The sequence below is a fragment of the Thermosynechococcus sp. QS41 genome (assembly GCF_031583515.1).
Taxonomy (GTDB): Bacteria; Cyanobacteriota; Cyanobacteriia; order Thermosynechococcales; family Thermosynechococcaceae; genus Thermosynechococcus.
Genome location: NZ_CP134181.1, coordinates 479,457 through 502,390, shown reverse-complemented (window position 1 = coordinate 502,390; position 22,934 = coordinate 479,457). Strand labels below are relative to the sequence as shown.

Annotated in this window: 23 protein-coding genes and 2 CRISPR repeat arrays (1 of these 25 only partly in view); of the genes, 3 read left to right on the top strand and 20 right to left on the bottom strand. The window is 54.1% G+C overall.

Going from position 1 to position 22,934, the window contains the following annotated elements:
• A CRISPR array of direct repeats spans positions 1 to 874; the repeat unit is 36 nt; unit sequence GTGCCTCTACCTCTGATGCCGTAAGGCGTTGAGCAC (it extends 2,281 nt beyond the left edge of the window).
• Positions 875 to 929: 55 nt separating this feature from the next.
• The 9 genes from RHJ80_RS02320 to RHJ80_RS02280 all read right to left on the bottom strand — a co-directional run bounded on the left by RHJ80_RS02320 (position 930) and on the right by RHJ80_RS02280 (position 11,652).
• Positions 930 to 2,069 (bottom strand): glycosyltransferase, encoded by a 1,140-nt coding sequence (locus RHJ80_RS02320; protein WP_310801386.1) that lies wholly within the window; start codon positions 2,067 to 2,069, stop codon positions 930 to 932.
• A gap of 13 nt (positions 2,070 to 2,082) precedes the next feature.
• Positions 2,083 to 2,298: a regulatory protein SipA gene (gene sipA / locus RHJ80_RS02315; RefSeq protein ID WP_310801385.1), complete on the bottom strand. Its 216-nt coding sequence runs from the start codon at positions 2,296 to 2,298 to the stop codon at positions 2,083 to 2,085.
• Positions 2,299 to 2,390: 92 nt separating this feature from the next.
• Positions 2,391 to 2,765 (bottom strand): cytochrome c, encoded by a 375-nt coding sequence (locus RHJ80_RS02310; protein WP_310801384.1) that lies wholly within the window; start codon positions 2,763 to 2,765, stop codon positions 2,391 to 2,393.
• 95 nt (positions 2,766 to 2,860) lie between these two features.
• Positions 2,861 to 4,204: a four-carbon acid sugar kinase family protein gene (locus RHJ80_RS02305; protein ID WP_310801383.1), complete on the bottom strand. Its 1,344-nt coding sequence runs from the start codon at positions 4,202 to 4,204 to the stop codon at positions 2,861 to 2,863.
• 269 nt (positions 4,205 to 4,473) lie between these two features.
• Positions 4,474 to 8,025, bottom strand: a complete 3,552-nt coding sequence (gene metH, locus RHJ80_RS02300; protein WP_310801382.1) for a methionine synthase — start codon at positions 8,023 to 8,025, stop codon at positions 4,474 to 4,476.
• Between the two features lie 216 nt (positions 8,026 to 8,241).
• Positions 8,242 to 8,950: a CRISPR direct-repeat array (repeat unit 36 nt; unit sequence GTTTCCATTTAATCTACTTCCCCGAAGGGAAGCAAG).
• A 194-nt stretch (positions 8,951 to 9,144) separates the two neighbouring features.
• Positions 9,145 to 9,768 (bottom strand): lysozyme, encoded by a 624-nt coding sequence (locus tag RHJ80_RS02295; protein WP_399364952.1) that lies wholly within the window; start codon positions 9,766 to 9,768, stop codon positions 9,145 to 9,147.
• A gap of 55 nt (positions 9,769 to 9,823) precedes the next feature.
• Entirely contained in the window at positions 9,824 to 10,486 is a 663-nt protein-coding gene (locus RHJ80_RS02290; protein ID WP_286668649.1) for an SDR family oxidoreductase, read from the bottom strand.
• A 30-nt stretch (positions 10,487 to 10,516) separates the two neighbouring features.
• Positions 10,517 to 11,032 (bottom strand): hypothetical protein, encoded by a 516-nt coding sequence (locus tag RHJ80_RS02285; RefSeq protein ID WP_302678736.1) that lies wholly within the window; start codon positions 11,030 to 11,032, stop codon positions 10,517 to 10,519.
• Positions 11,032 to 11,652, bottom strand: a complete 621-nt coding sequence (locus RHJ80_RS02280; RefSeq protein WP_302678735.1) for a flavin prenyltransferase UbiX — start codon at positions 11,650 to 11,652, stop codon at positions 11,032 to 11,034. The genes RHJ80_RS02285 and RHJ80_RS02280 overlap by 1 nt, the downstream gene beginning before the upstream one ends.
• 103 nt (positions 11,653 to 11,755) lie before the next feature.
• Between RHJ80_RS02280 and RHJ80_RS02275 the strand changes: the two genes are divergently transcribed.
• Positions 11,756 to 12,262, top strand: a complete 507-nt coding sequence (locus RHJ80_RS02275) for a hypothetical protein (protein ID WP_206200891.1) — start codon at positions 11,756 to 11,758, stop codon at positions 12,260 to 12,262.
• Here the strand turns inward: RHJ80_RS02275 and RHJ80_RS02270 are convergent.
• The 11 genes from RHJ80_RS02270 to nuoH form a co-directional block, all read right to left on the bottom strand.
• On the bottom strand, positions 12,259 to 13,182 hold the full coding sequence (locus RHJ80_RS02270; protein WP_206200890.1) for a polysaccharide deacetylase family protein: 924 nt from the start codon (positions 13,180 to 13,182) through the stop codon (positions 12,259 to 12,261). The two genes, RHJ80_RS02275 and RHJ80_RS02270, sit on opposite strands and share 4 nt — an antisense overlap.
• Positions 13,183 to 13,206: 24 nt before the next feature.
• Entirely contained in the window at positions 13,207 to 14,094 is an 888-nt protein-coding gene (glyQ, locus tag RHJ80_RS02265; protein ID WP_206200889.1) for a glycine--tRNA ligase subunit alpha, read from the bottom strand.
• Between the two features lie 4 nt (positions 14,095 to 14,098).
• A complete protein-coding gene (gene cysH / locus RHJ80_RS02260) occupies positions 14,099 to 14,809 on the bottom strand; it encodes a phosphoadenosine phosphosulfate reductase (RefSeq protein ID WP_255521485.1) in 711 nt (236 codons plus the stop codon).
• Positions 14,810 to 14,925: 116 nt separating this feature from the next.
• Positions 14,926 to 15,120 carry a hypothetical protein gene (locus RHJ80_RS02255; RefSeq protein ID WP_206200887.1) on the bottom strand — a complete coding sequence of 65 codons (195 nt, stop codon included), beginning with the start codon at positions 15,118 to 15,120 and terminating at the stop codon, positions 14,926 to 14,928.
• A 3-nt stretch (positions 15,121 to 15,123) separates the two neighbouring features.
• Positions 15,124 to 15,399 (bottom strand): DUF2887 domain-containing protein, encoded by a 276-nt coding sequence (locus tag RHJ80_RS02250; RefSeq protein ID WP_310743310.1) that lies wholly within the window; start codon positions 15,397 to 15,399, stop codon positions 15,124 to 15,126.
• A 39-nt stretch (positions 15,400 to 15,438) separates the two neighbouring features.
• Positions 15,439 to 16,452 carry a DUF3326 domain-containing protein gene (locus RHJ80_RS02245; RefSeq protein WP_302678731.1) on the bottom strand — a complete coding sequence of 338 codons (1,014 nt, stop codon included), beginning with the start codon at positions 16,450 to 16,452 and terminating at the stop codon, positions 15,439 to 15,441.
• Between the two features lies 1 nt (position 16,453).
• Entirely contained in the window at positions 16,454 to 17,623 is a 1,170-nt protein-coding gene (locus tag RHJ80_RS02240) for an HhoA/HhoB/HtrA family serine endopeptidase (RefSeq protein ID WP_206200884.1), read from the bottom strand.
• Positions 17,624 to 17,698: 75 nt separating this feature from the next.
• Positions 17,699 to 18,004: an NADH-quinone oxidoreductase subunit NuoK gene (nuoK, locus tag RHJ80_RS02235; RefSeq protein WP_011056517.1), complete on the bottom strand. Its 306-nt coding sequence runs from the start codon at positions 18,002 to 18,004 to the stop codon at positions 17,699 to 17,701.
• 9 nt (positions 18,005 to 18,013) lie between these two features.
• Positions 18,014 to 18,616, bottom strand: coding sequence for an NADH-quinone oxidoreductase subunit J (locus tag RHJ80_RS02230; RefSeq protein WP_206200883.1), 603 nt, complete (start codon positions 18,614 to 18,616; stop codon positions 18,014 to 18,016).
• 11 nt (positions 18,617 to 18,627) lie between these two features.
• Complete coding sequence (gene ndhI / locus RHJ80_RS02225) at positions 18,628 to 19,218, bottom strand: NAD(P)H-quinone oxidoreductase subunit I (protein WP_310801381.1); 591 nt, start codon at positions 19,216 to 19,218, stop codon at positions 18,628 to 18,630.
• A 29-nt stretch (positions 19,219 to 19,247) separates the two neighbouring features.
• Positions 19,248 to 20,366, bottom strand: coding sequence for an NADH-quinone oxidoreductase subunit NuoH (gene nuoH / locus RHJ80_RS02220; protein ID WP_302677202.1), 1,119 nt, complete (start codon positions 20,364 to 20,366; stop codon positions 19,248 to 19,250).
• A gap of 190 nt (positions 20,367 to 20,556) precedes the next feature.
• On the opposite strand from nuoH, the gene RHJ80_RS02215 reads away from it, so the two are divergent.
• Positions 20,557 to 21,867 carry a dihydroorotase gene (locus tag RHJ80_RS02215; RefSeq protein WP_310801380.1) on the top strand — a complete coding sequence of 437 codons (1,311 nt, stop codon included), beginning with the start codon at positions 20,557 to 20,559 and terminating at the stop codon, positions 21,865 to 21,867.
• 102 nt (positions 21,868 to 21,969) lie between these two features.
• Positions 21,970 to 22,926: a UDP-glucuronic acid decarboxylase family protein gene (locus RHJ80_RS02210; RefSeq protein WP_149820594.1), complete on the top strand. Its 957-nt coding sequence runs from the start codon at positions 21,970 to 21,972 to the stop codon at positions 22,924 to 22,926.
• Positions 22,927 to 22,934: the final 8 nt, after the last annotated feature.

The window sequence follows — 22,934 nt, the reverse complement described above, 5'->3', positions numbered from 1 at the left end:
TCTGATGCCGTAAGGCGTTGAGCACAATATAGTTTTTTAATAGATCGGGAATTACAGGTTGTGCCTCTACCTCTGATGCCGTAAGGCGTTGAGCACTTTTTGAGTAACCCTAAACACAATCCTAAAAGCTGTGCCTCTACCTCTGATGCCGTAAGGCGTTGAGCACTTTTCCAAGTATTCATCCAAAGTAGGGAGCGTGTGTGCCTCTACCTCTGATGCCGTAAGGCGTTGAGCACAATTGGGGACTTGGTGCACTGACCTTCTCAGGGGGTGTGCCTCTACCTCTGATGCCGTAAGGCGTTGAGCACATGACGCAGGAATGACGCAGGGACGACGCAGAAATGTGCCTCTACCTCTGATGCCGTAAGGCGTTGAGCACGCGTTTTCCGTAGGCATTGGCAAAACTAATGTTGTGCCTCTACCTCTGATGCCGTAAGGCGTTGAGCACAACTTCTTTTGGATGCTTTGTTGCCGCTTTCTGCAGTGCCTCTACCTCTGATGCCGTAAGGCGTTGAGCACAGTTCAGCTTTTGCAATGAAAGAGATGAGTACAAGTGCCTCTACCTCTGATGCCGTAAGGCGTTGAGCACGGCATTGATTGGGGTTATGAGACGCCAATGTTGCCGTGCCTCTACCTCTGATGCCGTAAGGCGTTGAGCACCAGAGGGCAGAGGGCAGAGGGCAGGGGCAGAGGGGTGCCTCTACCTCTGATGCCGTAAGGCGTTGAGCACAGCAAGTAAGAAAAGAACCAGAAACCTCTTTTATTGTGCCTCTACCTCTGATGCCGTAAGGCGTTGAGCACGCTAGGTTTTTGGCAAGTAATAAGTTGAAACAAGAATGTGCCTCTACCTCTGATGCCGTAAGGCGTTGAGCACAGGCCGCAAGGCGTTGAGCACTGGATTCGCTCGGCAGCAGGGGCGGGAACTTGCATCACCCTTGATTTGCCGATGCCGTCAACAGTTGTTGCAGGTACATCTGCGCAGGGGAATAGTCAGGGTTAAATTCAAGGGTCTTTTGAAAATAGGCGATGGCGCGATCGCGCTCCTGAAGGGTCATGTAGGTAAAACCTAGACTATAGGCGGGTTGAGTGGTCATCCACTGGCGATCGAAGGGTTCAGCGCGATCGTAGGTTCCCTGCTCAAAAAGCTCTAAACAGCGGTGAAAGTAGGGCAGTGCCCCCCGATGCAAGCCCAATTCAAAGATGAGGAGTCCGGCAACATAGAGTAGGGGCGGATAGCGTTCAAAGAAGCGTAGGCCATAGCTGAGGTAATACTGAGCCGTTTCGTAGTCCTTGGCCTCAAAGGCGCGGTAGCTCACCCAAAAAAGGAGATGACGCAGCCATGTGGTGTCCTTCGGCAAAACTCCCTGTTCGACGGCAGGGGCAATTTGCTCAAGGGCTTGTTCATACCAAGCTTGGGCGCGATCGCCATCGCCACAGGCGGCATAGTGATCCCCAAGACACACCAAGTTTTGCAGTCGGCGATCGCCCTGCTGCACCATTTTTTCCAAAATCGGAATGTTGCGATCGCGAAGCTTTGCCAGAAACTGATCTGGCGTCTGTTGGCTGTGGTGAATGAGATAGACCCCCTGCAATTGACCCACCACCGCTGGGCGTTCGCGGTAATAGAGTTGCTCATGGAGTGCCCCGGCGAAATGGAGATCAGGGAAGCGGCGGCCAAAGCGGACATTCCAAAACTCACTCCAGTTGCGATCGCTCGCCTGTTCACGGCGCAGCAGACTCCACTGATTGATGGCATCCCCACTTTCAGCGCTCAACTGGTCTCGCCATTGGGGATCTGTAACCACCAATTCCTCATCGGCATCAATGTAAAAGACCCACTCCCCGCTTGCATGGGCTAGGGAGGCATTGCGGGCGGCAGCAAAATCTGCTTGCCAGACAACGGCGTGGACATGGGGGGTAAACTCGCGGGCAATGGCGATCGTCTCATCGGTGGAACCCGTGTCCACAACAATGATTTCATCCACCCAAGGCTGCACCGACTGCAAGCAGCGCCGTAATTGATGGGCTTCGTTTTTGACAATCATGCACAGGGACAGCAGCGGAGCCATAGCAGCGAAGGCACTACAGCCGTTTGAGATACTTGGCTTCCAGCAAAAAGGCACCCCGCTCTAGGCGCACGACCCAATAGTTCCCCGCTTGCTGGCCGAGGATCACCCCCTCTTCACCGAGGGTGAGGATACTGGCGGGACGCAACATTGGCATTGGCTCCGCTGTTTTCACATAGGGGGGCAGTTCCACAAGGCGAACGCGATCGCCCACCGCAAAGGCTTCTTCCATTCCCACCAAAGAATGCTCGAAATTCGTAATTCTGGTAGCACAATTTTCAATTTAATATACTGGCTTCCCCTGTGAGATTTTTGTCAAAAGTTTTAGAGTGTCTTCAAGTAGCTTAATAGGTCGGCCATGTCTTGGGGTTGGGCTTGAAACTTGGGCATGGGAGGGGTATCGCCGCTAATAATTTGCTGGATGAGCTTTGCTTGCGATCGGCGGTGGCTAATCTGCACAAGGCTAGGACCCACTTCGCCCTTGCCATCAATGCCATGACAAGCCGCACAGTTGAGAATAAAAATTTGCTCGCCGCGATTGGGATCGCCCACCGCCGCCCGTACCGATTGAATGTAAGGGTCCCGCAGGGGCAACAGCAGAGAAACCCCCCAACCGCTGCCCATTACCAGCACGACCAAGACAGGCAGCAGCCAGCGCCATACCGTTGATCGAACCCCAACCGTGTTGACTAAGCTCATTCACTTATCGGGAAAGATTAAAAATTGTTTATTATTGTTACAACTGCATTCTAAACCCTGCACTCAGCCAGATTCAAGCCACTAAGTAAAAATTCCTAAACTGCGGTGCCATTGCCCTGAAAGCGATGATAGACCGTGCACAGGGCTGCGCGATCGCCGACATTGCCGGGGAACAGCACCACTGGTAATTCGGGAAAACGGGGATGATCAGCACCTGTGCGCACCACGGAGCAGCCGGGAATCACTTGCCCCAAGAGGCGAACGGTGGCTAGGTTTAACCCTTTGCTGAGGACATCGTTGGAGGTGATGCCCCCCTTGCTGATCAGGTAGCGCAAATCGGCGGGCAACTGCTGGACGATCGCCATCAGCACTTCCGAGACTCGCTGCCCAAAGGCTAACCGTGTCGCTGCATCCGCGAAGGTGAGTTCCTCACGACTGGTAAAGATGACGGGGGTTTTCTCACTGGCGATCGCCTGATCCACTGCCGCCAAGACTTCGTTGATGATGTCAGGTTCAGCCGCCCCACTGTCGCGCAATCGAGCCACGGGCACTTCAATGGGAAACACATCGGGTTCCTCCAGCAAAGCGGTCAGTTGTTCAGTGGTTTTGCGGACATGGGAACCCACCAAAATCGCACCATAGCGGCTAGGGCGGCAATAGGCAGCCATTGCCTCTGGGGGGGTGGGCTGGGGCGGCAGCTGCGCTAAGGCCGTGAGCAAACTGGCAGCACTGCGGAACAAAAAGCGTTTTCCTTGACTGGCAAGCTCAAGCACTGCTGCTGCAAACTGGTCTAAATCTTCTTGGCTCTCAGCATCCACCACCCCGCAGACATTGCCTTGTAACTGACTCAAGCGGCTGCGCAGGGTCTCTGGATTGCGCACATCGGCAAGGACAAAACGCTCTACGGCTGCGGCAGGGATGCGCCCTTGGGTCTTTTCGGCCACATAGTCGGGTAAGTAGCTGTGGTGATAGCCAAAGACGGAATCGCGGGCAAACTCCGTTTCATGAACGGGCACCGGCTGACCTGCAACAAGCAGATAGTGCTGGCTATCACGGGTAATGCGCCCCCCCTCTAAAAAGGCAGGCACCAGAAAATGGGCATCAAAGGGTCCCAGTTCAGCGGCAATCACATCGGTTTCCAGAGGATAGTGGCCGCGGAGGGTGGAGTCGGAACGGCTGACAACCATGTAATCGGTGGTACCAGTTTGGGCGATCGCCGCCTTCAAATGACAGCAAACGGTGCGCGTGACCTCCGCTGCGATTTCTGGTGGCAAAGCACGGGTATTGGTGAGGATAAAGAAAATGGGCACAGGATCGGTGAGGCCACGACAGAGGGTATCCACATCCCAGCGGGTCAACAGCAGGCAACTGTGAACTGTCTGCGAACCGGTGGGGTCATCATCTAGAACAATCATTTTTGGGCGCGTCACCGAGGGCATCTCCGACACTCTTTCGTTTGCAGTTTATCATTGGGGCGATCGCGACAGTTCTTTTCTAAAATATGGGGTACCTAGGGTGATAAGTAAAATATGGGGTACCTAGGGTGATAAGAATTCTTGAGAACTCTTGAAAAATCCGATCTGGTTGCTCCCTATGAATGCTGAATACGTTGTCAATGGATTATTGGGTGCCTGTTTAGGGGATGCCCTTGGTGTACCCATGGCACCGTCTTTTGAATGATTAGTTTTAGCACGAAGAAAGCTGAGGCTTAGACGCTGAAATACTTGGCGGTGGGATGGTAGCAGATGATCGCCGTGGTGGATTGCTCAGGGTAGAGTTGTTCACTCTCGTCCATATACATCCCCATGCGATCGCTCTCGAGGAGTCGCAGTTGCGTATATTGATCCTGCATATTGGGGCAGGCAGGATAGCCAAAGCTATAGCGGGAGCCTTGGTAGCGCTGGGCAAGAATATCGCGAATCGACTCTGGATCGGGAGTGCAGCCCAATTCACGGCGAATGCGGGCATGACACCACTCTGCGAGGGCTTCCGCCGTTTGCACCGCCATGCCGTGGAAGTAGAGGTAGTCACTGTATTGATTGGCCGCAAATAGCTCCTGCGCCACTTGGGTAGCAATTTCACCAACGGTCACCGCTTGCATGGGAAAGACATCAATGATGCCCGATGCCGCAGGGGCAAAAAAGTCGGCAATACAGAGGCGGCGGCCACTCTTTTGGCGGGGGAAGGTAAACTGGGCGATCGCCCGCTCAGGGACGCAGGCACTTTTGTCACCAACCCGCTGCGGATCGTAGATATAGACCGTGTTACCCTCACTTTGGCAGGGGAAGTAGCCATAAATCAGTTCAGGATGGAGTAGGTTTTCCGCAAGGATGCGCTGTTTCCACTCCTCAAGGATGGGATAAACCTTCTCGGCAAGGAAGGCATCATAGGTGGCACGGTCTTGATCCTTGGGTTTGCGAAACTGCCACTGACCCGCAATCAGGGCTTGGAGATCCAGATAGGCAAAGACCTCAGAAAGGGGAATCTGATCCGCCTTGAGGTGACGAATGCCCCAGAAGGGGGGTGTGGGGCGGGGAATCTCCACCGCAACAGCTTCAGAACGGCGTGTATCTACTACTTCTGGCGTTTCGGGTTCAGTCACCAAGGGGGGTTCGGGGGCGATCGCCGGTGTGGCCTCTGCCTCTGGGGGAGAGACCGTTGTGCCATCCAAAAATCCTTGGCGATCGTCCCACTGCCCTGCGGCCTTGGCTCTCATCAACCGATCCATAAAATGCAAATCGGCAAAGGCATCCTTGCCATAGATCACTTGACCGTGGTAGGTGGCGCGGCAATCCTCGTAGACAAATTTGGGTGTGAGGGCCGCCCCCCCCAGAATCACGGGAACGGTAATGCTCCGCTCATTAAAGACCTCCAGATTCTCCTTCATAAAGGCGGTGGATTTCACCAAGAGGCCGCTCATGGCAATGCAGTCTGCCTGATGCTCCTCATAGGCTTGGATGATATTTTCAACGGGTTGCTTAATCCCCAAGTTAATCACCCGATAGCCATTGTTGGTGAGGATAATATCCACCAAGTTTTTGCCAATATCATGGACATCCCCCTTCACCGTGGCAATAACGACAGTGCCCTTGGCGGTGTCCCCCGTGGCAGATTTCTCCATAAAGGGTTCGAGGTAGGCGACGGCGGCCTTCATCGTTTCTGCGGACTGCAAAACAAAGGGCAGTTGCATCTGCCCAGCGCCAAAGCGTTCACCCACCACCTTCATGCCATCGAGCAAGAAGGTATTGATAATTTCAAGGGGAGCATAGGTTTCAAGGGCTTTGGCGAGGGTGTCCTCCAGCCCCAGGCGATCGCCATCAATAATGTGGCGCTTTAGCCGCTCCTCAATGGGCAGGTTCTCCATCTGCGAGCGATCCGGTTGGGTGGTTTTGCCCTCAAAGAGACGGGTCAGTTCCGCAAGGGGGTCATAGACACACACGTCCCCCTCAAATCGCCGCCGATCATAGATCAGATCACGGCACACTTCTTGGTGCTCTGGCTCAATTTTCGCCAAGGGCAGAATCTTGGCAGCACTGACAATGGCAGCATCCATGCCCGCCTGCATCGCCTCATGGAGAAACATCGAGTTCAGGACTTGCCGCGCCGCTGGATTTAACCCAAAGGAGATATTCGAGACCCCCAGCAAAATATGACAGTTCGGCAGTTCAGCGCGGATACGGCGAATGGCGGCAATGGTTTCACGTCCGTTGACCCGATCCTCCTCAATCCCTGTGGAAATCGGCAGTGCCAAAGGGTCAAAGAAAATCTCGTAGGGGGGAATGCCGTAGTCAAGGGCGGCTTTATAAGCCCGTTCAGCAATGGCAAACTTCTTCTCAGCCGTTCGTGCCATCCCCTCTTCATCAATCGTGCCGACCACAACGCCAGCGCCGTAGGTTTTTGCCAGTTCCAAGACCTTATAAAAACGGGGTTCACCATCCTCAAAGTTGGTGGAGTTGAGCAGGCATTTCCCGCCAGCCACCTTTAGCCCCGCTTCCATTTTTTGCCATTCAGTGGAGTCAAGCATCAGGGGCAGGGTGACATTGGTAACCAACCGCGACACCAACTCGTGCATATCCCGCACGCCATCGCGCCCCACATAGTCCACGTTGACATCAAGGATGTGGGCACCTTCACGCACTTGGGCACGGGCAAGGGCAACGAGGCCATCCCAGTCTTCGGCATTGAGGAGATCGCGGCATTTTTTCGAGCCACTGGCATTGAGCCGCTCACCAATAATCAGGAAGGAATTCTCTTGGTCGTAGGGCTGCGGGCTGTAGATCGAGGCAGCCGCGGGAATCCGTTGGGGCGATCGCGCCTTGGGGGTCAGGGTGGCAGCAATTTCGGCAAGGGCAGCAATGTGATCCGGTCGAGTGCCGCAACAGCCGCCAATCACTTGCACCCCAAAGTCCTCGACAAAGCGGGTCAGAGCCAGCCGCAGTTCCATCGGTGTTAATTTGTAGTAGGCACAACCACCAATGTTCTCAGGCAAGCCGGCGTTGGGAATGCAGGAAATCACAAAGGGGGAGTGCTGCGAGAGGTAGCGGATATGCTCCGTCATCAGGTCAGGCCCTGTGGCGCAGTTGAGTCCCAAAATATCAATGGGATAGGGTTCCAGAATCGTCAGGGCAGCACCAATTTCCGAGCCAACCAGCATCGTGCCCTGCTGCTCCATCGTCACGGAGACCATGAGAGGGCGGCGTTCTCCCCGCTCCCGAAAGACGGCCATTACCCCATTGAGTGCCGCCTTGATTTGCAGCACGTCTTGGCAGGTTTCAATAATAAATAGGTCAACCCCGCCATCAAAGAGACCCGCCGCTTGTTCGCGAAAAGCTGTGTAGAGGGTGTCGTAGTCGATGTGGCCAAGGGTGGGGAGTTTGGTACCAGGCCCCATTGAGCCAGCGACAAAGCGGGGTTTTTCGGGGGTGCTAAATTCAGCGGCCACGGACTTGGCCAGTTCGGCGGCTTTCTTGCTAATTTCGTAGGCGCGATCGCCCAAATTGTATTCACTGAGAACAACGGAGGAGGCTCCAAAGGTATTTGTTTCAATGACATCGGCGCCTGCTGCCAAAAAGTCCCGATGCACCTTGGCCACCGCCTCTGGCTTGCTGATGACCAAGTATTCATTGCAGCCTTCGTACGCCTTGCCCCCAAAGTCCTCTGCCGTCAGGTTTTGCGCCTGAAGATTCGTGCCCATTGCGCCATCAAAGACAATGACGCGCCGCGGTTCTGCATGGAGATACTCAAGAAACGACATAGACATCCACCAAGGCCAGCCGATTTGCACCAGAGGGTTTTTCTGATTTTAATCTCTCCGGGAGCGGTACAGCCCTTTGCTCACGGATGGAACTGACAGCTCGGCCTTGACACTTCTTGCGACAAAAAAATTAGGGGTGCAGAAAAAATAGAATTCAACACCCCCCTTCAAAAAACTGAGTACTCAGCCTGTTTTTGATGACAGTATTTCTCTGTTCTTGTTGTTTCCATTTAATCTACTTCCCCGAAGGGAAGCAAGGTAAATTCTCCAAGCCCCAACAAGATTTAGTCTTGTGGGTGTTTCCATTTAATCTACTTCCCCGAAGGGAAGCAAGTTTTATGAAGAATAAGCGCAACAAACGCAGGGTTGCAAAGTTTCCATTTAATCTACTTCCCCGAAGGGAAGCAAGTTTTTTTATTGGTACTTTTTGTTGTTTTTAAGGAGGAGTTTCCATTTAATCTACTTCCCCGAAGGGAAGCAAGTTCTTCGTTCTTTTTCTCTTAACTTTTGAATTAAGTAAGTAGTTTCCATTTAATCTACTTCCCCGAAGGGAAGCAAGCCCATTCTCGGCTATTCCGAGAAATGGAAAACATTGTTGTTTCCATTTAATCTACTTCCCCGAAGGGAAGCAAGTTCCTATGGAATAAAAAGGTGTGTTATAAACAATTGGTGTTTCCATTTAATCTACTTCCCCGAAGGGAAGCAAGAACAAGATGCAAAGATATTTGTTCGAACAAGACAAAAAACTTGTTTCCATTTAATCTACTTCCCCGAAGGGAAGCAAGTCAAGCCCATTTCTTTGGAGTTAGAACTCTGTTACCTGTTTCCATTTAATCTACTTCCCCGAAGGGAAGCAAGAAAGACAAGGCACTAGTACGCAAGGCAAAGGCTTTAAGTTTCCATTTAATCTACTTCCCCGAAGGGAAGCAAGAGCATCTTCAATATAGCCTCTCCCTGAGCGGATTGCAACCCCCTGTTCCGAGGGATCCCCTGCGAGGGGTGTCAAATCATTTTCTACGAAGCCACTGAAAATACTCAAACCCTCTTCTAGAGCGACTCCGAGGGATTCTACGCAAGAATCAGAAATTGGGGCACTCGAATAGATCCGTCGGCAGAGAAAATTGACTAGCGTAACGCATCCCTCCCCGGAGAGTGTGCAGTCTGGGAGGCGGCTAATTCTTGAGCCAACAGTTGCTGGTAAATCTCTTCGAGGTGGGGTGTGATCAGGTTGCTTTCAAGGCCGTAGCCCAGACTAGTCCACGTATCCGACAGTAGGGCAAAAACTTCCTGTACACGTCCCTCCCGCAAGAGTTGGGGAATATCGGCATTCCAAGCGGCCGGATCTGTCAGCCAGCGATAGACCACCTGATCTTGATACTCTGGGGCAAAGCTATAGCCCTGCCAAAACCAGCTCGGCGGTTGGGGATGATAGCGGGCGGCTTTTTCTTCCCAAGTGGTGGTGAGAAATTGATAGCGGCCTGCGGCGGTGGTACATAGGTGCTGATTGGGACCGCGGCGAATGGGAATACAGCGATCGGGATGCTGGCTGAGGTCTTGGACGTGTTCGCCACCATAGAGCAGGGTGTAGGGATTGGCGTCGTTGGCCTCACTGGCAGAAATGGTGCGCATCAGTGCCCGTACATAGGGATCACCCCCCTGCATGACTAAGGGGGCAATTTGACCCGGCTGCCAGCGGTACCAGTACCACCAGAGGGCACTTGAACGCGACCCAAAAAAGAAATAGCCCATGCCCACTAGAAGAGCGATCGCCAGCAACCAACGGGAAAACCGCACCAACTGATCCTCACACTGCCGCAATTGAGCGGAATAACTCTGGATAGGCGGCTGGGGTTTGATCAGGACGGCTGACCACCTCAAAAATTTTGTTGTAGGCACTCGGCTCGCCCAAGGCTGCCACACAGATTTCCGCCACCCGCGATCGCGCGATACTCCCCTCAAAGAGGGTATCCGCTGGGGCAATGATCGGAAAGCCACCGTCATCGGTTTCCTTCAGACCCCCCGGCCGCACAATCGTGTAAGTTAGACCGCTTTCTTGGAGATAACGTTCTGCCTGCTGCTTCCAATACAAAATCAGCCAAAAAAGATTCAGGGGATGGAAAAATTGCGAGACACACAGCGACGAGACGAGAATAAACTGCTGCACATGGGCAGCTTTGGCGGCATCCACCAGATTCTTGGTGCCCAGATAATCCACACTTAGGGGTTCCAAGGGGTTGAGGCTGGGGCTGGCTCCCGTGGCACAGATGACTGCTTCACACTCTTTGAGCGCTGGGGGTAGCGTCTGCGGCTGGGTCACATCAGCGGTGCGAATCTCTACCGTTGGCCAGCGCCCTTGGGCTTTGGCGGGATTGCGCACAACAGCGATCGCCTGATGCTCAGACGCTTGTAGGGCACTCACAATGCGATGACCCGTGCGACCTGTGGCACCAACCACGGCAACTTTCACAAGCTGTTCCTCCGATGGCAACGCCTTTGATCATAGGGGAATATCCCAGTCTTCTTCATCCTCTGGGGGAGCGTCCTTGGGGGGTGGCGGCGTCAGAATGCGGTATTCGGCATCCACAACCTCTTCTGGGGGTGGCGGGGCTTTGGCGGTGGTTTTGCGGGAAGGGCGATATTGGTACGAGTAGGTCGTGCGGGGGCGATCTTGAATCTCTGGTTCGCGGGGGGCTGGCTCAGGCTCGCTAAACCAATCCTCCACATCGCTGGTATCGATCTCTGGTTCATCCTCCGGCGGACGCATCGAGGCATCCAGTTCTGGTTCAGGGGGTTGCGATCGCGGGGTTGGCCGCGCTACTGGCGCTTCTGCGGTTAGCCAGAGTAAACACTGCCCCGCCACGATTCCTGAGAGGGCTGCCACCACAAGCCAAGCGGCAAGGGGGAGCGCCGGAGTTTGCTGTCCCAAAAAGCGCAGCGAGACCAGCGGCTGCCAATTTTGGACGACCAGTGTACTGAGCAGGGCGATCGCCCCCAGATAAATCCAAGCGCGCATTAGGAAAGGGGTCCTTGCCAACGTTGCAGCGGCACACAATCTAACCCTAACTGATCAAGGGCACGGGCGATGACAAAATCCACTAGATCCTCAATGGTCTGCGGCCGGTGATACCATGCAGGGATGGCGGGTACAATTCGCGCCCCGGCCATTGCCAATTGGGTGAGGTTTTGCAGATGAATGAGACTAAAAGGCGTTTCGCGGGGCACCAGCACCAACGGACGGTGTTCCTTGAGGTGGACATCGGCCACCCGCTCTAGGAGATCCGAACTCAGTCCTGCCGCCAACTTAGCGACCGTACTCATACTACAGGGCAGAATCACCATGCCCAAGGTGCGAAAGGAACCGCTGGCGATCGCCGCTGCCACATCCGTGGGTCGGTGACAGGTGAGGGATCCCGTCCAGACTTGGGCTTGTTGGCGCCAAAACAGTTCCTGCTTCTCGGGCTGAATCGGCAGGGTGAGGCCATATTCTGCTTGCCACACCTGGTGCACGGCCTTTGATGCCACTAATTGAATAGGATAGTCCGCCTGTAATAGAAATTTAATGGCACGCACTGCGTAAATGAGACCCGATGCACCCGTTACACCCAAAACAATTGGCAAAGAAGAGGAGGTCACAACCGCGATCACCAAACAAAACCGTTATAAGGTTAACAAAGTTAGGGCAACCGTCCCCTTTTGATGCACTGCAATCCCGCCCAACGCGACTTGGTAAATGCCCATGACAGCGCCTGACCCTGCATTTTCTTCCCCCAGTGAGTGGGCAGCCGTCTCTCCCGAAGTGCTCGGGGAGTTATTTGATGCGGCCTTGTTGGAGGGACTCGTGAGTAGTGAAACCCCAGACATAGAAGCACTGTTTCAGGATTTGACTCCCCTCGATCTCAAACCAGCAGCGGGTGCGATCGCCCCCGAACAGTGGCAACAACTGCAAGCCCAACACCAGCAAATTACCCAGCACCTTGAGGAAACCCTGACCTACCTTGCCAAGGTGAAAGCATTGGCCTACCAGCTTCAGGCCGTAGCCAGTGAGTTTGTGCCCACTCCCAAATACCGCCGCCGCCAACCGCCCCCTCCCCATCCCTTGGAATATCTCACGGCTGAACTCCTGCGGGCGATCGCCCACACCCAAGCCAGTTTAGAACCGGTCTATGAACCCCTCCATCAACTGGGGGAAACCCTCAATGGTACCTCGACGCCACAGATTAGTGAATTTCCCCTAGAGCCTTAGTTAGGGGGCATGCGTGGCGGCTCCAATTGCGGTTCACTGGGGACGGGAGGGGTCGGTATCGGCTCAGGACTGGGCAGGCTTTCTGGGGTGGGAACTGGGCTTGGACTGGGTTTCGGGGTGGCAGTTGGCTCAGGGGTGGGTGTTGGTGTGATTGTCGGTGGAGGCGGAGGTGTTGGTGTTGGTTCAGGCTTCGGCGTGGGGGCTTTAACTGCCAGTTGCAGCAGTTCCGGCACAGTGACAAAGCGATAACCTTTTTGCCGCAGGCGACGAATCAGCGTGGGGAGAGCTTTGCGGGTAGTGGCGCGATCGCCGCCGCCATCGTGAAGCAAAATAATACTACCCGGTTTCACTTCCTTGAGGGTGCGCTCAACAATGTCCGCTGCTGTGGTGTTGGGGCGGGTGTCGTGGGTATCCACCGACCACAGGATGATGGCGTAGTTTTTCGACTTGGCATAATCCACTAGCCCCGTGGTCAGATTGCCCCCCGGTGGCCGAAACAGGCGCGTTTGCGCTTGGCTTTGCTTGGCAATGAGCGCAGAGGTGTTTTCAATTTCTTGCTTGGCGACTTCAGGACCAACGGGCTGATAGGGATGACTCCAACTATGGTTGCCAACGGCATGACCGGCTTTGACAATGTCAGCAATGATATCGGGGTACATGAGGGCGTGCTTACCAATCACAAAAAATGTGGCTTTGACCTCCTCCTCCTTGAGAATTTGCAGCACTTGGCGGGTTGAGGTTCCCCAAGGGCCATCATCAAAGGTCAGCGCCACCACTTTTTCGGGCTTCAAGGGTTTGACTTGAGAGACCAACTGCCCCCAAAACTTGCTAGGACTGAGAAAGCGTGGCACATCCGCTGCTAGCGTTGCCGATGCTGCAAACAAGGCCAAGACCACCGACAGGTACCACTGCCGTCCCATGGATACTCCTTGAGCGATGGTGACTTAGGGGGCGATCGGCGTTGGCTCCTTTAGCAGTGGAAATCCCAAGGCTTCCCGTTGTTGCACATAGGTTTGGGCGACCCGCCGTGCCAAGCCCCGAATGCGACCAATGTAGCGAGTGCGCTCTGCCACCGAAATCACACCACGGGCATCCAGCAAGTTAAAGGTGTGGGAACACTTGAGCACATAATCCAAGCTGGGTAGTACCAACTGCTTTTCTAGAAGCTGCTCCGCCTCCTGCTGGTAGAGACTAAAAAGGGTGAACAATCGTTCCGGATCTGAGGCCTCGAAGTTGTAGGTGGACTGTTCAATTTCCCCTTGCAAATGGACATCGCCATAGGTGAGCGTGGGGTTCCAGCGGATACTGGCGATCGCATCCACCTCCTGGAGGTACATGGTCAACCGTTCCAAGCCATAGGTAATCTCAATGGACACCGGCCGACAATCTAAGCCACCACACTGCTGGAAATAGGTAAACTGCGTCACCTCCATACCATCGAGCCAGACCTCCCAGCCCACACCCCACGCGCCAACGGCCGCATCCTCCCAGTTGTCTTCAACAAAGCGAATGTCATGCTCTTGGGGGCGAATGCCAAGGGCGCGTAGCGACTCCAAATAGATCTCTTGGATATTCTCAGGGGACGGCTTAATCAGCACTTGGTACTGGTAGTAGTACTGATAGCGGTTGGGATTCTCGCCATAGCGGCCATCTCCGGGTCGGCGACAGGGTTCGACATAGGCCACTGCCCAAGGCTCAGGGCCGAGGGCACGCAAAAAGGTATGGGGGCTTTTGGTACCGGCGCCCTTTTCCACGTCATAGGGCTGGGCAATCAGGCATCCCTGAGCCGCCCAAAACTGGTGCAGTGTGGCAATAACGTCCTGAAAGTACATGGGCTTAGATGTGGATGCCGCACTCGGTTTTGCCCATGCCACGCCAGCGACCTGCCCGTTCGTCTTCCCCTTCGGCTACAGGGGTAGTGAGGGGTTCATCGCCAATGCTGGCATAGCCGCGATCGTGGAGGGGATTGTAAATTACTCCGTGCTCCATCACGTAGGCCCATGTTTGTTTGCGTGTCCAAGCAGCGAGGGGATTAATTTTCAGACGACCCTGCTTGTCCAGTTCCACGTAGGGCATATTGGCGCGGGTAACCGCCTGATCCCGACGCCGTCCCGTAATCCAAGCCACCGTATTGAGTTCTGCTAAGCCCCGTTGCAGTGGTTCAATTTTAGTGAGATGGTGAAACTGCTCAACATTGGTTTCCCAAAGCTTGTCGCCATAGCGAGCAGCAAAGGCCTCACGACTGTCCACATCGGGGGTTTTGTAGGTGCGCAAATCCAGACCATATTTTTCCTTGGCCTGCTGCACAAATTCAAGGGTTTCTGGAAAGTGATGCAGCGTATCCAAAAAGAGAACAGGCACCGGCGGATTGGGGCGTAGATCACGGTAGAGCAAATCCGTAATCATCATGTCATCGACATTAAAGGCACTGGTCTGCACCAGCCCTTGGGGAATTTCAGCCACTGCCCACGCTAGAATTTCACGGGGATGTGCCCCCTCAAAGCGTTGGTTCAGGGCATCGAGGTCAAAGCTTACGGATGCAGCCATAGGAGGTTTTAGCACGGTTTTAGAAAGCATTCTTTAGCTTACCAAAGAATTGGGTCTAAAGCCCCGCCCTGCGACTCGCGATCGCCCCCCTGCCAACAATTTCTCCAACTTTGACACTAGCGAGGCATTGGGTACCCTTCAATCCAAGTCATGCCAGCATTTTTGGAAGTCGCATTATAAGACCACGTTTGCGGGCTGGAGGTCAACACTGCATACCGCCCCGGCGCTACCACAATTTCGGGTTGCACGACCCAATAGTAGCGATTTTCCAGCCGTGCAGGCCATGTGCCCACCACTTGCCGCGTTTCCACATTTCAGAGCATCACTTGTCCAGCAGGGGCACCCCGACCACCGTTCCAGTGATTGGAATAGCCATATAACTCTATTATGACTTTTGGCCTTGGCACTGCCTCTGTGCGAGTTCGCTCTGCCAACAACCGTGCTGCTGTCGGCATTTTTGCTTCGGGTAACACAGTGAGTTGCATCAGCGCTAGGCTCAATGGCAATGTCTCAAGTGACTCCAATTCATTCAGATAGACCCGATGCAGGTGATGACTATTCACCAACACCTCATAGGGTTCAAAGGACACCTGTTCCACTTGACGATGGGGATAGAAGCAAAAATTTTTTCAGGTTGCCAGTGTAACCGTTTGCCAAGACACGCCCGCCTTCATCGCACTCAACACGCCAATGGCCTCGGCATAGGACTGGCAAGGGATTGTCTCTATCCCCAAATCGACAGCTGTAACATTAAGGGTTGTGGTATTGTTAGTCACCGTTAGGATGGGGACGCCCTGCTGAGCCAAGGCCAGAATTCCCCGTCCACCAAGGGCAGTGGCGGGTACAATCACCGCATTCACCTCCTGTCGCCACAGCGCCTGCGGGGCAGTTGGGCTATAGCGGGGAGCACGACTCAACCCCACCAACACGGACGGCAAAAAGGTATAACCAATTTCTTCGGCAAGGGCACGGGGGTGCACAGTCTCCTCTAGGGGCAATGGTTGCAGGGCGGGGGCATGGGCTGCCGGAAGCTGAAAGTGCTGGACAACCAAATGACTAATCACCGCTTCTGCCCCGGCGAGGGGATCGACACCTTGGCCACTGCGATAGTGGTGCAATGCGTCTGTGCCCGGATCATCCGGAAAGCGGGTCACAATTGCGATCGCCTCTGCCTGAGCCACTTGAATCAGCTTTTCTGCCGCCCGCAATAAACTAGCGGGGTTCGCCAGAGTCCCCCAGGTTGCCCCCGAGGCAGCGGTTTGCAACTGCACGCCCAAGGGTTCATCTGTAATCACAGGTTCAGTCATCATTAGACCCAAGGTGGCAGAACAGGCCGCCGCTGCTTGACGATGGCGCAGTTGGAGATCCGCTTCAATCGCTGCATCCAGTAACAGGCCAATGCGATTTGGACGCGGTGGCAGCAATCCCCAACGGCCAACCGCAAATTCATCAAGGGCATAGCCTTCCACATACCAAACATTGGGCAGCGGCCAATAGAGCATCGCCCCATTGAGAACGTTAGGATGGGTAATCAGGCGATCGCACACCTGCGCCAAAGCACGAACAACTGGAATCGCATCACCCGCATAGCCACCAATGGCAGCCCCAATGCCCGTTGGAATGATCAGAACGGCCGTCAGCACGTCAGCGACTAGCCTGAGTAGGGAGGGGAGCCGGCTGCACGGCCACGGTCACCGTTTGACCCCTACGGCGCACTTCCAGTTCCATGGTGCGACCAATGCCTGTGCTTTCCACCATTTGCTGCACTTGATCCGCTTTGGTGATGTTTTGGCCATTGATACGACGGATCACATCGCCGGGTTGCAGACCCGCGCGGGCGGCTGGCGAGTTAGGCAGGACTTGAAAAATCAAAACTCCCGAACTTTCTTGGACGCGGACGGGACTATTGGGATTAGCGTTGAGACGTTGCTGCACCTCAGGGGTGAGATTGGCCATGCGAATACCCAAGAAGGGGTGATCGACACGACCGTTGGCAATCAGTTGGTTGGCAATTCGTTGAGCCGTGTTGATGGGAATGGCAAATCCCAAGCCCTGGGCACCACCAATAATCGCGGTATTCATGCCAATGACTTCTCCCCGTTGATTCAACAGGGGGCCACCAGAGTTGCCAGGGTTAATGGCCGCATCGGTTTGAATGAAGCCCACCCGCTTATCGGGCACGCCAATATCACCGCTGGAACGTCCCGTCGCACTAATGATGCCCGCAGTCACCGTATTATCGAGACCCAAGGGATTGCCGATGGCGATCGCCCACTCACCGGGACGTAAATGATCAGAATTGCCAAGGCGCACCACCGGTAAATTGTTGGCATTCACCTTGACTACGGCCACATCCGTCAGACGGTCTTGACCCAAAACCTGCCCCTCAAACGTGCGGCCATCCTTGAGGGTTACTCGCACCCGGTTAGCACCATCCACTACATGGGCATTGGTGAGGATCAAGCCATCACTGCTAATGATAAAGCCAGACCCAAGACCCCGCTCCTCGCGGCTGCGGGGGGGCATCATTGGCCCAAAAAATTCCTGAAAGAAAGGGTCATTAAAGATGGCGGGCACACGGGTCTGCACCGTACGGGAAGCATCAATCCGCACCACCGCCGGGCCGACTTGCTCAACAGCACGGGCAATAAAGTTAATGTCATTTCCCGCTGGTAGCGGTGCCGGTAACTGCGCCAAGCTGGGGGTCACCAAGGGCGATGACGCTGGCATTAGGTGGGTGGCAAACATTGCAGCGGCTGCCCCCAATGCCATTAACGACAGATAAGTGACCGATTTACCAAGACGCACTGTCATAGGTGATTGCCCTTTTGCTGACACTGGTTCTTGAAAGTAGACGGCAATTGAGGGAAGCAAGTTCCGACTTCTAGTCTACCACTTCAGGAGGTTGAATTTCTCCATGTCAACAGTGTCACGGTTGCGATAGATGGCCAAAATAATGGCTAAACCCACGGCTGCTTCGGCGGCTGCTACCGTAATCACAAACACGGCAAAGACTTGCCCTTTGATTTGCTGGCCATCCAGATAGTTGGCAAACCCAATCAAGTTGAGGTTGACAGCATTCAAAAGCAACTCAATGGACATGAGCACACGCACAGCATTGCGACTGGTGACAAGGCCATAGATGCCAATACAAAACAGCAGTGCTGCCAAGATCAAAACATAGGTTAACTGCATCGTCTTCCCCTATTTTTCAGACAAGGCTACAGGTTCACGGGGACGTTCCGGCAACTCCAAGGGGGGTACCACCTCTTCCCCTAAGATGGGTTCAGGTTCCAAGACCAGTTCGCGCCGTGCAAGCACCACTGCCCCAATCAAGGCCATTAACAGCAAGACCGAGGCCAACTCAAAGGGCAGAAGAAAGTCACTAAAAAAGTGCTGGCCAATGGTTGTGATACTGTCAGTCGTGGGCGGCAGGGAACTGAGCTGCCAAGGAGTTTGCAAAATCATTTTTGTCAGCAGGGCAAAGACGCCAAGGGAGACTACTGCGGCACCCCCCTGACGCAGCCAACGCCCCGGCACTGGGGTATAGGCCTCACGCTTATTGACGAGCATGATGGCAAAGAGGATGAGAACGTTCACCGCGCCGACATAGATGAGAATTTGTGCCGCTGAGACAAAGTCAGCATTCATGAGGATATACAGCCCAGAGATGCTCAGGAACACGCCCCCCAGCAAGAAGGCGGAATAGACAACATTGTTCAGGAGCACAACGCCAAGGGCAGCAACAATCACTGCAGCGGCAAGGGCAAAGAAGGTAATCGTTTGGGTCAGGGTGGCTAAGTCCACAGCAACAACTCCTAGTTCTCAGATGATTCAGCAGTGTTGGCGATCGCCTCTGGACGCTCTCCCGCCCGTTGGGCACCCGCAGGCAAATCATGGCCAGACATTACCCCCGCCGGCAGGTAGGCAAACTCGCGGATCGGGGTCACCATCGGGTCTTGGGTCACCTTGTAGGGAATGCGCCCCATGGCCACACTGTCGTAGTTCAACTCATGGCGATCGTAGGTGGCCAACTCGTACTCTTCGGTTACTGAAAGGCAATTGGTGGGGCAGTATTCCACACAGTTGGCACAGAAGATGCACACACCAAAGTCAATGCTGTAGTGCTTCAGTTCTTTCTTCTTGATCTCTTTGTTGAAGACCCAATCCACCACCGGCAGGTTAATCGGGCAGACGCGCACGCACACTTCACAGGCAATACACTTGTCAAACTCAAAGTGAATCCGTCCCCGAAACCGTTCCGAAGGAATGAGTTTTTCGTAGGGATATTGCACCGTCACCGGCCGCCGCCGCATGTGATCAAAGGTCACGGAGAGGCCTTGACCAATGTACTTAGCGGACTGCACTGCCTCTTTGGCATAGTTGGTAATCTGATTGAGGAATTTCATGGTGTCACCTCATGGAAATGGGGAGTTTCTTAACCGCCAAAGGCTACGGGAAAGGCGAGCTTCAAGCCAGCGGTCAGCAGCAAGTTCACTAGACCCACGGGTAATAGGAATTTCCAACCAAGGTCTAGGAGTTGGTCAATGCGCACACGGGGCACAGTCCAGCGCAGCAGAATCGCCAAAAAGACAAAGAAGTAGGCCTTAATCAGGGTCATCGTGATGCCCAGCACTGCAAAGGCAATCTGCAAAAAGGGATTGCTCTCACTCACCCCAAGAAGATTAGCAATGGTTTCTAGGGGAATGGGGAAGCTCCAACCCCCAAAGTAAAGAACACTGACCAAGAGTGCCGAAAGCACAAGGTTAACGTAGGCACCAAGGTAAAAGAGGGCAAACTTCATGCCAGCGTACTCTGTTTGGTAGCCAGCCACGAGTTCTTCCTCGGCTTCTGGCAAGTCAAAGGGGAGGCGCTCACACTCTGCCAGAGCTGCAATCCAAAAGATCAAAAAGCCGATGGGCTGCCGCCAGACATTCCAACTCAGGATGCCATACTCCGACTGCTGCTCGACAATTTCCACCGTACCCAAACCATTGGACATCATGGCCACTGCCAACACCGCCAAGGCAAGGGGAATTTCATAGCTAATGGATTGTGCCGCTGCCCGCAGTCCCCCCAGTAGGGAGTATTTGTTGTTGGAGGCATAGCCCGACATCAGCAGGCCAATGGGCGCAATACTGGAGAGGGCAATCCAGAGAAAGACCCCCATCGCCAAGTTGGAGATCAGTAGGTTTTGGCCAAAGGGGACAATAATATAGGACAAAAAGACAGGAATCACGACCACCGCCGGCCCAAGGGTAAACAGCCAGCGATCGGTATTCGCGGGGAGAACATCTTCCTTAAAAATCAGTTTTAGGCCGTCGGCTAAGGGTGCCAAAATCCCCAATGGACCAATGTATTCCGGGCCAATACGCTGTTGCACAGCGGCAGAAATTTTCCGTTCTAGCCAAACGGCCACCAGTACGCCCACGGTGGCCACAATGAGCATCATTAACATTGGCAGGGGTAACCATAGCAGCTTGGCCAGATCATGGGAGAGGCCAAGGGATTCCAATGCACGAATAAACTGCCCCTGTAAGTCAATACCAGATTCCATAGCGATTCGATCGCGCCCCACCTACAGACACGCTCTACAGTATAAGGGTTTTATTTCCGTTACGAAGATAGATCTGGGGCAAATTTTTATCACCACAAGTATTACAGATGTTTATAGTTTACACCTCGTGTCTTTGGGTCTCAGATGTCAGTAGGATCAAGGGAGAGAGCCAATTTTGCAGGAGAACAGGGTGGCGATCGCAATCCAAAATGCGGTGATTTGTACCCCAGAGGGAGAACTGCGACAACAACAGGTACGCCTTGAGGGCGATCGCATCACCGAAGTCGCAGAAACTGTCACCATCCACCCAGAGGATACGGTTATTGATGCGACTGGTCTCACTCTCCTGCCCGGTGTGATCGACCCCCAAGTCCATTTTCGCGAACCGGGCTTAGAGCACAAAGAGGATCTATTTACTGCCAGTTGTGCCTGTGCCAAGGGGGGGGTCACCAGTTTTTTAGAAATGCCCAATACTCGGCCACTGACCATTGATCAGGCCACCCTCGACGATAAACTCGCCCGTGCTGCCGCCAAATGTGTCGTCAATTATGGCTTTTTCATTGGCGCCACTAAGGAGAATCTTGCCGTTCTCAACACCGTTCACCCCATCTGTGGCATCAAGATTTTCATGGGGTCAATGCACGGCCCCCTTTTGGTGGATGAGGAGCCAATTTTAGACCGTATCTTTAGTGAGGGCAAACGCCTCATTGCTGTCCATGCCGAAGATCAAGGGCGAATCTGTGCCCGTCGCGAACAATTTGCTGGCATTAGCGATGTGGCCGTACACTCGCAAATTCAAGACGAGATTGCTGCCCTCAACGCCACCCAGTTAGCAGTGAAGCTCTCCCGTAAATACGAACGCCGCCTGCACATTCTCCATCTGTCCACAGGAATTGAAGTGGACTTTCTGCGCGAGCACAAGCTTCCTTGGATAACGGTGGAAGTTACCCCCCAGCACCTATTGCTCACCACAGAGGCCTATGCCAACATTGGCTCCCTTGCCCAAATGAACCCGCCCCTACGCACCGCAGGAGATAATGAAAAACTCTGGCAGGGATTATTGGATGGGGTGATTGACTTTATTGCCACCGATCATGCTCCCCACACCCTAGAGGAAAAGGCGCAGCCCTATCCCCAAAGCCCTTCGGGTATGCCGGGGGTGGAAACCTCTTTGCCCCTGATGTTGACCCAAGCAATGGCCGGTCGCTGTACGGTGCCCCAAGTGGTGCGTTGGATGTCCACTGCCGTTGCTGCGGCCTACGACATTCCCAATAAAGGCAAAATTGCCCCCGGTGACGATGCGGATCTAGTGCTTGTGGATTTGCAGACCTATCGCCCAGTGCGCCGCGAGGAACTGCTCACCAAGTGCGGCTGGAGTCCCTTTGAGGGCTGGTCATTGACGGGGTGGCCAGTTTACACCTTTGTCAATGGTGAGATTGTTTTTAGCCAAGGGCGGGTGAATACCGCTGTGCGCGGCCGCCCCCTTCAATTTGGCGGCTAAGGGGGAGCGATCGCGAACTGGAATGAGACATTACTGGGTTCCTACGAACTCGTGCTAATCTGAGGCAAAGAAGGAATAGCGTAACTCTATTTAGACAACACAATGCGTATTCTGGTTACTGGCGGTGCTGGGTTTATTGGTTCCCATCTAGTTGATCGGCTGATGGAAGCGGGTCATGAGGTCATTTGCTTAGATAACTACTTCACTGGTACAAAGCGCAACATTCTGCGCTGGATGGGTCACCCCAATTTTGAACTGATCCGCCATGATGTCACCGATCCGATTCGCCTTGAGGTGGATCAAATCTATCACTTGGCTTGCCCCGCCTCGCCAGTTCACTACCAGTACAACCCCGTCAAAACGATTAAAACCAATGTCATGGGCACCCTCCACATGCTGGGGTTGGCCAAACGTGTAAAGGCACGGTTTCTCCTTGCTTCCACCTCAGAAGTCTATGGTGACCCGCTGGTGCATCCCCAATCTGAGTCCTACTGGGGGAATGTCAACCCCATTGGTATCCGCTCCTGTTACGACGAAGGCAAGCGGGTGGCAGAGACCCTCACCTTTGACTACCACCGCCAAAACAATGTGGATGTGCGGGTGGCACGGATTTTTAATACCTATGGCCCCAAAATGCAAGTCAACGATGGCCGCGTAGTCAGCAATTTTATTGTTCAAGCCTTGCAGGGCATTCCCCTCACCGTTTATGGCGACGGCTCCCAAACCCGCAGTTTTTGCTATGTCAGCGACTTGGTGGAAGGGTTAATTCGGCTGATGAATAGCGATCACATTGGCCCTGTGAATCTGGGCAACCCTGATGAATACACCGTGCTGGAGCTAGCCCAAAAAATCCAAGCCCTGATTAATCCGGGGGTGGAAATTCAGTTTAAGCCCCTGCCCAGTGATGACCCCCAGCGCCGTCGTCCTGACATTACCCTTGCTCGCACGGTGTTGGGCTGGCAACCGACCGTCCCCCTCCTCGAGGGATTACAGCGCACAATTCCTGACTTTGCCGAGCGACTAGGCGTGCCCTATACGCCTATGATGGTGGAAGTTTAGGGAGGCCA